Genomic DNA, 10,035 nt, shown 5'->3' on the forward strand with positions numbered 1-10,035 from the left:
CTTAAACAGTTTATTATACAAATAAAAAAAATAAAGACTACATTAAATTATTAATTCAATGTAGTCTTTATATATATTACATAGTTAACTTCTTATTCTTTAATACAAGTATAACATCTGATTTCTTAGCTAATTCCTTACTATGGGTAACAACTATTACACATTTTCCATGCTTATGTGCACTTGTTTTTAATATTTCTATAATTTCATCTTCTGTTCCACTATCTAAATTTCCTGTAGGCTCATCTGCTAATATTACTGGCGAATCTGCAACTAATGTTCTTGCAATAGCTACACGTTGTTGCTGTCCTCCTGACAATTGTAATACATTTCTATTAATTTCATCATCTTTTAATCCTAAATCATTTAATATTGATTTATCAGCTTTTGGATTAACTATTTTTAAATTTTCTAGTGGTGTCATATAATCTATTAAATTATAATTTTGAAAAATTAACGAAATATTATTTTTTCTATGTTTCTCATATCCCTTTATTTTTATATCTTCATTATTATAGAGAACTGCTCCACTTTTCGGCTCATCTAATCCAGCTAATAATGATAATAATGTTGATTTTCCTGAACCTGAAACACCTAATATAGTGTAAAATTTACCTTTTTCAAATTCCATACTTACATCACTTAAAACACTTTTTCCATTTTTATATGAATAATTTACTTTATTTAATGCTAAAATTGACATTTATCTCCCTCCTAGCTCATTTTTGATAATATTTCTTTTGGTTTTAATTTAATTATTGATGCTGATGATAGTAATACTGAAATTATTATAATACCAGTTCCTAAAATATACACATAAACTACTTCTTTAGCATCTACTTTTACATCAATTTCACTTACAGTATGAGTTAGCAAGTTACTATTAGGATCATTTCCTAAGTTAAATCCTCCAAATCCACTTTCAACATCTTGTACAGCTTGTTTACTTGCTTGATTAACTATTGCATTACCTATATTTTGTGAAATTACCTTACTTGAAAAATATGATGCTCCGAAAGCTAATACACTTATAAGTAATAATTCAATAATATATTGTGAAATAACATTAAACTTTGATACTCCAATTGAAAGTAATATTCCAGTTTCATGAATTCTTCCTTGAATCCAAAACGCTAAAATTAATGATAATACAACTACTCCTACTACAAATGCTCCAACTAAAATTATATTTACAATCTTACCTAAAGTATCGAATGACTTAGTTAAAGCTAAGAATGTATCTTGACTTCTTACTATTGTGTATTTATTCCAATCAGCTGAAATTTGCTTAACCTTTGGCAATACATTTTCAGCTTTATCACTTGTGTTAAATATAGCATTTGTATACTTAATATTTCCATCAGAGTATCCATATAAAGTTTTTAAAGTGTACATATCTGATATTATAAGATTTTCTGAAAGCTCTGTTTTATGTCCTGATCTTTCAGTATTTGCACTTTCAAATATTCCTACAATTTCAAATTCATATTCATCTGGTGACATTGAAGATACATTATAATCAACATTATTTTTAGTTCCTTTTATTTTATCTCCAACTTTTAAATTATTCTTTTCAGCTAAAGCCTTATGAATTAATACTTTGTTTTTATCACTTTCAACAATATGTCTTCCTTCTACCAGCTTAAATGATTTACTTATAAATTTAGTATCAAACTCTGTAGATGTATGACCTTCTACTGTAAAAAGTTTTTCATATTCAGAATCATCTTTATATTGAACTACATTCTTTTCTGCATCTATATGATTAAGATTTTTAAAATCTAATGCAGCTCCTTGAATTACTCCATCATATCCTTTAATTCCATCTACCTTTGAAATTTTATTAACCAAACTTTCTGGAACAGAATCATCCAAGTTTGATGCAAAATTAGATTGAACCTCAAATCTATTGTCTATATCTTTAATAGAATTTTCCTTTGCTATAGTTGCAGCTTTTTTAATTGAAATCCCACTTAAAACAGCTGTTGCTATTCCAAATAATATAAATAACATAATAAGACTTTTCATTTTTTTTCTTGTTATATATAATCTCGCTCTTTTAAATACATTCATTGTTTTTTCCTCCTCACTTAACTTAATCACATTTTATCAATGTAATATGAAATATTTATGAAATTAAATAACAATGTATATATATTTTTTAGTGCGACAGCTCTTTTTACTTAAATAATATTTTTATTATTAAAATCTATTTCAAATTTCATTCCATTTTTAATTGGTTTAAATGAATAAGTTAATTTGGTAGTTGTCAATATTTGCTGAACTATATATAATCCTAATCCATTTCCACCACTACTCTTATTTCTATCAAACTCAACTCTATAAAATGCTTCAAAAATATGTTCTAAATGCTCATTAGAAATAGGTGTACAGTCATTTTCTATAATAAGTTTATTATTTTTTATATAAATTCTTATTTCTTTTCCTTCATCAGTATAATTTACTGCATTAGAAATAATATTAGAAATAGCTTTTGTAAATAATTTTTCATCTATACTAATATTAAAAGAATCTTCTAAATTAATATTAATATTAATTTGTCTTGATTTAGCTATTAATTTATATGTATCTACTATTTCATTTACTATTTGTGATAAATCTATTATCTTTTCATTTTTATTATCTAGAGTATTAAGCCTTGAAGTATCTAAAATTTCTTGTACCATCTTACTTAATTGATTTACTACTTCCTTACATTTTTCTAAATATATATCATGATTTTTATACTTTCCAACACCAAGTATCATATTCTCAAGCATTATATGCATACTCATTAACGGTGTTTTAAGTTCATGTGATGCACTTCTTAAAAAATCCACTTTAATTTTTTCAGATTTACTTACATTTTCTATTTCCTCTTCTAATGATAGAATTGTATTTAATAAATTTTCATATAAATTATTTATGTTATATGCTAATATACCTATTTCATCTTCCGTTTCTACTTTGCAAAAAGCTCTCTTATTTAAGTTTTCCATTTCTTTTGTAACATCACAAATTTCTTTTATTGGAGTTGTAATTTTTTTAGAATATATATATGATGCTATTAATGCTATAAATAAGCTTACTAAAATAGAGTATGGTAATATTTTTAATATAACGTCTCTAGTTTCTGTAAATGCCTCTAAATCCATGGCCATTTGTATATTACCATTTATATCATTTATTGTCTTAAAGCTTTTACTTTTTATTATTGATGAATTATTTATATTAATATATTGATTAAAATCCTCTTCACTTTTAGAACCTGTGATACCTTCTTCATAATCTTTTATAATACTATCACTTTTTATATCTGGAAGTACTATTGTTTCATCACTAACTGAATTTTGATCTAAATATATATCAACATCTTCATGTCCTTGAAAAGTTTTCTTTTCTTCATTTAATGTTAATGAAATTTTAATATTATACTTTTCTGAAAAATTTTCAGCTAATTTAAATGACTTTTCTATATCAGCATCAACTTTATTTATTTCTTTAATTAAATCTTCAATAATATTATCGCTTTCTTTTTCTTTATTACTTATGTATACCTTTGGCAATCCTAAGTATATTAAAATATGTGAAATTATAATTATCATACTTATTAAAGCCATTGTAAATATGTATGTCTTTGAAAATAATTTTAATTTTTTCATTACATCTCCTCAAATTTATATCCAATTCCTTTAACTGTTATTATACAATCCAACTCTAATTTTTTTCTAATATTTTTAATATATACATCAATTACCCTATCATTTGGTGATTCTTCAATATTCCATATATTATCTAATATTTGAGTTCTTGTTAAAACTTTTCCACTATATTTTAATAATAATTCCAATAATTTTATTTCTTTAGGTTTTAAATCTATATTGTTACCGTTCTTTTTTGCTGAATATCCTTCAAAATCAATTTCAATATCTTTATAATACCATTTTTTACTTTCATCATCTTTTAATCTTCTTCTAAGTAAAGCTTCTATTCTTTTATGTAGCAATATTATTGAAAATGGTTTTGTAATATAGTCATCTGCTTTTTCATCAAAACTCATAATTTGAGTATAATCATCACTCATTGCGGTTAGCATAATTACAGGAACATTACTTTCTTCTCTAATTTTATTTAACACAATAAATCCATTGGCTTTTGGTAACATTATATCTAAAATTACTAAATCAAATTTATTTTTATTAAATATTTCTATTGCTTGCATTCCATCTTCAGCACTTATAACATTGTAACCAACTTCTGATAAGTATTCACTTACCCCTTCTCTTATATCCACTTCATCTTCAACTATTAATATATTAACTTTCAAATTTCTTCACCTCATAAAATATAATTATTAAAGTTTAATTTATGATATATATGGCAAAATTAAATTAAATTCTGTTCCTTCATTTAGTTTACTTTTTACTTTAATTTCCCCACCATGAAGTTTTATAACTGATTGAGTTAATGATAATCCTAGTCCAACTCCATTATCTGAATATGTATTAATTCCTTCACATCTATAAAAAGGTTTAAAAATTTCTTCATACTCCTCTTCTTTTATACCTTTTCCAGTATCTATAATCTTTACTTTAATAATATTATAATCCTCACTACATAATATATTTACAGTTCCATTAATTTTGTTATATTTAATAGCATTTTCAATTACATTATAAAATGCTCTATATAACATAATTTCATTTCCCTTTATTTTACTCTTTATATTATTTGTATTTAATTTTAATTGTATATTTTTTTTATCAGCAATAATATCCAAGTCATCTACTATATCTTCTAATATTTCACTTATACTAACACTTTCATTTAAAGGTGCATTCTCTTGCTTTATTATATCTAACATTGTTTCTATTATTAAGTTCATCTTTAATATTGATTTTTCTACAATTGCTAATGTTTTATCATATTCTTCTATGCTTTTACAATTGCTTCTTTTTAAAACATCTATATTAGTTTTAATCACAGCTAATGGCGTTTTTAATTCATGGGCCACGCTAGAATTAAATCTCTTTTGGGATGTAAAAGCATTTTCTAATTTTGCTATCATTTTATTAAAAGAAATTGTAAGTTCCTTAATTTCATCATTAGGGCCTTTAACACTTAAGTTAGAAGTTAAATTATCCTCATTTATTTTTTTTATATTTTTATTTAATTCCACAATTGGAATTAAAGCATTATTTACTACAAAATAAGTGCACATACCTCCAATTATTACTACTAAAATAAATGTTGTTATTGAAAGCCAGTAAATTCTTGATGTTGTTTCCTCTATAGCAGATTCTATTGATATATTATCAATTTCAGCTTTAAAATCACTATTTAAATCTATTTTAACATCTCCTGTATTTGAATTAATTACTCCTTTTAACTGTGGAACTGTATGCCTTACATCATAATTAATACTAAAAACAAGAATTCCACTAGTTATTGTCATTATTAATATAGTAAATAATGTAAGCTTCCATTTTAATTTTATCTTTATATTATTCACTAGTGTCTCCTCCAAATAAATATCCTACTCCCTTAATAGTTTTAATCATATTTTCATTGCCACTAACAGCTGTTAATTTTTTTCTAAGAGAATATACATGAACTCTTATTACTGTTGTGAAAGGATCTGCATTTTCATCCCAAACATGATTTATTAATTCTTCTGAGCTTATAATTTTATCTTTATTTTGAACTAAATATTTTAAAAGTGAATATTCTTTTAGTGTTAAATTAATAGCTTCATCATCATATGTAACCTTATGTTTCGATAAATCTATGGATAATTTTCCTTCATTTATAATTGAAGGTTTACTGGCAAATTCTCTTCTTAGAAGAGCTCTTATCCTTGCTGTTAACTCCAAAAAATCAAATGGCTTCACTAAATAATCATTAGCCCCTAAATCTAAACCTTTTATTCTATCTTCAATTTCTCTATTTGCGGATACAATTATCACTCTTGTATTTATATCACTTTCTCTAAGTTTTTCTAATATATAAAATCCGTCTACACCTGGAAGATTTATATCTAAAACTAATAAATCATATGTGTTCACACTTAAAAATTCTAAAGCCTCTTCTCCATCAATTGCTACATCAACTGCATAACCTTCATTTTTTAACCCTCTCTGTAAAGCATGTACTATATCAGCTTCATCTTCTACAATTAATAATCTCATAACATAATTTCTCCTATTTTATTTAATAAAATAACTCCATATCATTCGATATGGAGTTATTTATTAATTATAATATAAAAATTATAATTATACTACAGGGGTTTTTAATATTATTATAAATATTTTTATTTTTTTGTTTATTCAAAGCCAGCAGCTTTTACTTCTTCTCTAAATTTTTCATCAAATCCAGTTATATCTACCTTTTGTCCATTAACTGTTAATCCTAATCCATTTTTTAAATTTGCTAAATCTTCTTCACTTAATTCAAAAGAAATATCCTCATCACTTCCTTCATTGCTATATGAACTACTACTTGAGTTATTATAAGAATTATTATATTTATTGCTATATGAATTACTATACGAATTACTATTTGCAATTTCTTTATCAACATTATTCTGTGTATTTCCATTACTGCTATATGAACTTGTAGTTTTATTATTTGCTTTGCTTACTTCTTTATTACTTGCTCTACCTCCTACAAAGCCTAGTAATCCTACTATTGCTAATGATACTACTCCAAATATTACTGATCTTTTCATAATTTATCATCCTTCCTTACTCAAAAACTTTTCTGATAACTTAACTCTTTTAATACTTTTAAACTGTCTTGTTTTTTTAGTTATCCTTTCTATGTTTTTATGATAACAAATCCAATGTAAAATCATTGTTAATTTTAAAAGAAATTATAATTTTTTAAATTTAATATTTACTAACTCATTTTTGATAATATTTCCTTTGGTTTTAATCTAATTATTGACACAGAAGATAATAATACTGAAATAATTATAATTCCACTTCCTATAACATATACATAAATTAATTCTTTAAATTCTACCTTTACATCAATCTCATCTATAGTACGCGTTGCTAAAGACGAATTAGAATCATTTCCTATATTATTTCCTCCAAAACCATTTTGCACTTCTTGCACTGCTTGTTTACTAGCTTGATTAATTATTGCATTCCCTATATTTTGTGAAATTGCTTTACTTGAAAAATAAGATGATCCAAAAGCTATTAAACTTATGATTAATAATTCAATAATATATTGAGATATAATATTAAATTTTGATACGCCAATAGAAAGTAATATTCCTGTTTCATGAATTCTTCCTTGAATCCAGAATATTAAAACTAATGAAAGTACTAATACTCCTGCAATAATAGCTCCAATTAAAACAATATTTATAATTTTATCTAAAACCTCAAATGTCTTACTTAAAGCTAAAAAAGTATCTTCACTTTTTTCTATTGTATACTTGCTCCAATCTTCAGAAATCTTCTTAACTTGTGATATTACATCTTCTACATTACTACTTGTGTTAAATACAGCATTTGTATATTGAATATTTCCATCTGAGTAACTATATAACGCTTTCAAAGTATTAATGTCTGATATTATAAGATTTTCTGGAATTTCTAATTTACTTCCTACACTCTCATCATTTTCACTTTCAAAAATACCTACAATCTCAAGTTCATATTCATTTTTAGAAATACTTGTTGCTTTATAATCTAATGTACTCTTAGTTGCTTTTAATATATCTCCAACTTTTAAGTTATTTTTCTCAGCTAGGGACTTATGTATTAATACTTTTCCATTATCTGTACTAACAATATGTCTTCCTTCAACTAATTTAAGTGATTTACTTACAAACTTAGTATCAAGTTCTGTAGAAACATGTCCCTCTACAGAAAAAAGATTATTATATCTTTCATCTTTATATTGAATTGTACTTTTTTTAGGCTCTACATAATCAAGTTCCTTAAAATCTAAACCTGCACCTTGAATCATTCCATCATAGCTTTTTATACCATTTACATTTAAAATTTTATTTATCAAACTTTCAGGAACTGTTCCATCAAAATTTGTTCCAAGATTAGCTTTAACTTCAAATTTATTAGCTATCTGGCTACTTAAATCTTGTTTAGTTAAATTTGTTGCCTTTTTAATTGAAATACCACTTAAAACTGCAGTTGCCATACCAAATAATATTAATAACATAATAATACTTTTTACTTTTTTTCTTGTTATATATAATATTGCCCTTTTAAATATACTCATATTGTATTCCTCCTAGATTAATTACTTCAAGAATATTATATATATTAAATATGAAATATTTATGAAATATACAATTTATTTTTACTTTATTTTTTATAAAAAATGATAAGGTCTATATTTTAATAAACCTTATCACCTTTAATATATTTTATTAGATTCTCAAAATAAATTTATTTTTTCTTATTTTTACCTAACAATAAACTACCTGCTGCTATAGTAAATGCTCCTATATATCCTAACAAGCTTCTTTTTCCTGTTTCAGGTAATTTATCTTTTTTACTATCTTCCATTTTTATTTGATTATTTAAATTTTCTTTGTTATTTGGTCTGTTATCATCACCTGGTTTATTTTCATCACCCGGTTTATTTTCATCACCTGGTTTATTTTCATCACCTGGTTTATTTCCATCACCTGGTTTATTCTCATCGCCTGGTCTATTCTCATCGCCTGGTCTATTCTCATCATCTATTTTAGATATAACTTCCTCTAATTTTGATTCAAATACGCTTACATTATCTAATTCTTTTGATATTCTTAATTCTATGTATGCTTCATCATTAGATTCATTTTTAATAGTTCTTACAACTCTTGAAACCAATGATGTGTTTTTAACTTTTATTTTATAAACTATAAAGTCTCCATCTATTCGTTTTTCTTCTAATAATGCATCTAATTCTTTAATGCTATTTAAAAATCCAGTAAATTTTTCTAAGCTTATATTTTGTACTTCCATTTGTAATGGAGATTCTTTTTCTCCTGAACCTGTTATAGCTGAAACAACATTTGTATCTATAATATTAGTAACAAAATCTACTACATTGTTTTCATATTCTTCTATATTTATAGTAAAAGTATCAATTTTATTGCTACCATCTTTAGTTTTTGCTGTTATAGTTACTTGTCCCTTTGCCTTTGCTGTTACTTTAACACTATTTCCTGTAACTTCTATTGATGCTATGCTCTCATTATTTACTGACCATTCTACTTCTTGTATATCTGCCTCTGCATTTACAATTGCAGTAAATACTTTATTACTTCCTACATATAAACTATTAATTTTATTATTTATAGTTATACTTTGTGCCAATGAACTACCTTTTTTAACAATTACAGTTATTGTCTTAATTGCTGATGCACCTTTACTATCTGTTACTTTATATGTAACTTCATATGTTCCTGGTTCTTTCATATTTACTGTATTCTTTATTATATTTGCTTCAGTTAATACGATTTTTCCATCTTCATCATCTTCTGCTGTAATTCCTGCTAATGGGTTAAATTCATCTCCAACCTGTAATACTTTATCTTCTGCTTTTATTGTTGGTACTTTATTTAACTGTTCAACCCTTGGATTTACTGTTACTGTTATTGTCTTAACTGCTGATGCACCTTTGCTATCTGTTACTTTATATGTAACTTCATATGTTCCTGCTTCTTTCATATTTACTGTATTCTTTATTATATTTGCTTCAGTTAATACGATTTTTCCATCTTCATCATCTTCTGCTGTAACTCCTGCTAATGGATTAAATTCATCTCCAACCTGTAATACTTTATCTTCTGCTTTTATTGTTGGTGCATGATTTAGTTCTGTAGAATTTAAAATCCACTTTGCATATAGTGTTACATTATGCGCTGGTACTTTATCTGTTTCGAAATCCCATGGATTTTCGCATTGCTGTTCTTTATACCATCCAGCAAATGTATATCCAGCTTTTGTTGGTTCTTGTGGCTTTTTAATCTTTTCATCAAATTTAGCGCTTTGTCCTTTTACCTCA

9 protein-coding genes are annotated in these 10,035 nt (G+C 25.1%); all 9 read right to left on the bottom strand.

Annotated features, from left to right (window positions below):
- Positions 1-76: 76 nt before the first annotated feature.
- Positions 77-703: an ABC transporter ATP-binding protein gene (locus Q5O29_RS05145; protein ID WP_022167002.1), complete on the bottom strand. Its 627-nt coding sequence runs from the start codon at positions 701-703 to the stop codon at positions 77-79.
- An 11-nt stretch (positions 704-714) separates the two neighbouring features.
- Positions 715-2,073: an ABC transporter permease gene (locus Q5O29_RS05150; RefSeq protein WP_022167001.1), complete on the bottom strand. Its 1,359-nt coding sequence runs from the start codon at positions 2,071-2,073 to the stop codon at positions 715-717.
- 110 nt (positions 2,074-2,183) lie between these two features.
- On the bottom strand, positions 2,184-3,662 hold the full coding sequence (locus tag Q5O29_RS05155; protein WP_022211924.1) for a HAMP domain-containing sensor histidine kinase: 1,479 nt from the start codon (positions 3,660-3,662) through the stop codon (positions 2,184-2,186).
- A complete protein-coding gene (locus Q5O29_RS05160; protein ID WP_022166999.1) occupies positions 3,662-4,327 on the bottom strand; it encodes a response regulator transcription factor in 666 nt (221 codons plus the stop codon). Before Q5O29_RS05160 ends, Q5O29_RS05155 begins: the two co-directional genes overlap by 1 nt.
- Positions 4,328-4,366: 39 nt before the next feature.
- Positions 4,367-5,512 (bottom strand): cell wall metabolism sensor histidine kinase WalK, encoded by a 1,146-nt coding sequence (locus Q5O29_RS05165; protein WP_022166998.1) that lies wholly within the window; start codon positions 5,510-5,512, stop codon positions 4,367-4,369.
- Positions 5,505-6,188 carry a response regulator transcription factor gene (locus Q5O29_RS05170; protein ID WP_022211925.1) on the bottom strand — a complete coding sequence of 228 codons (684 nt, stop codon included), beginning with the start codon at positions 6,186-6,188 and terminating at the stop codon, positions 5,505-5,507. Before Q5O29_RS05170 ends, Q5O29_RS05165 begins: the two co-directional genes overlap by 8 nt.
- 137 nt (positions 6,189-6,325) lie before the next feature.
- Positions 6,326-6,730 (bottom strand): hypothetical protein, encoded by a 405-nt coding sequence (locus tag Q5O29_RS05175; RefSeq protein WP_022211926.1) that lies wholly within the window; start codon positions 6,728-6,730, stop codon positions 6,326-6,328.
- A 170-nt stretch (positions 6,731-6,900) separates the two neighbouring features.
- Positions 6,901-8,256: an ABC transporter permease gene (locus Q5O29_RS05180; RefSeq protein ID WP_022166995.1), complete on the bottom strand. Its 1,356-nt coding sequence runs from the start codon at positions 8,254-8,256 to the stop codon at positions 6,901-6,903.
- A gap of 170 nt (positions 8,257-8,426) precedes the next feature.
- Positions 8,427-10,035, bottom strand: a 1,609-nt coding sequence (locus tag Q5O29_RS05185) for an immunoglobulin-like domain-containing protein (protein ID WP_302631775.1), incomplete at its 5' end; no start/stop codon positions are given.

This window comes from Clostridium sp. CAG:265, assembly GCF_000436575.1.
GTDB lineage: Bacteria > Bacillota > Clostridia > Clostridiales > Clostridiaceae > Clostridium > Clostridium lentum.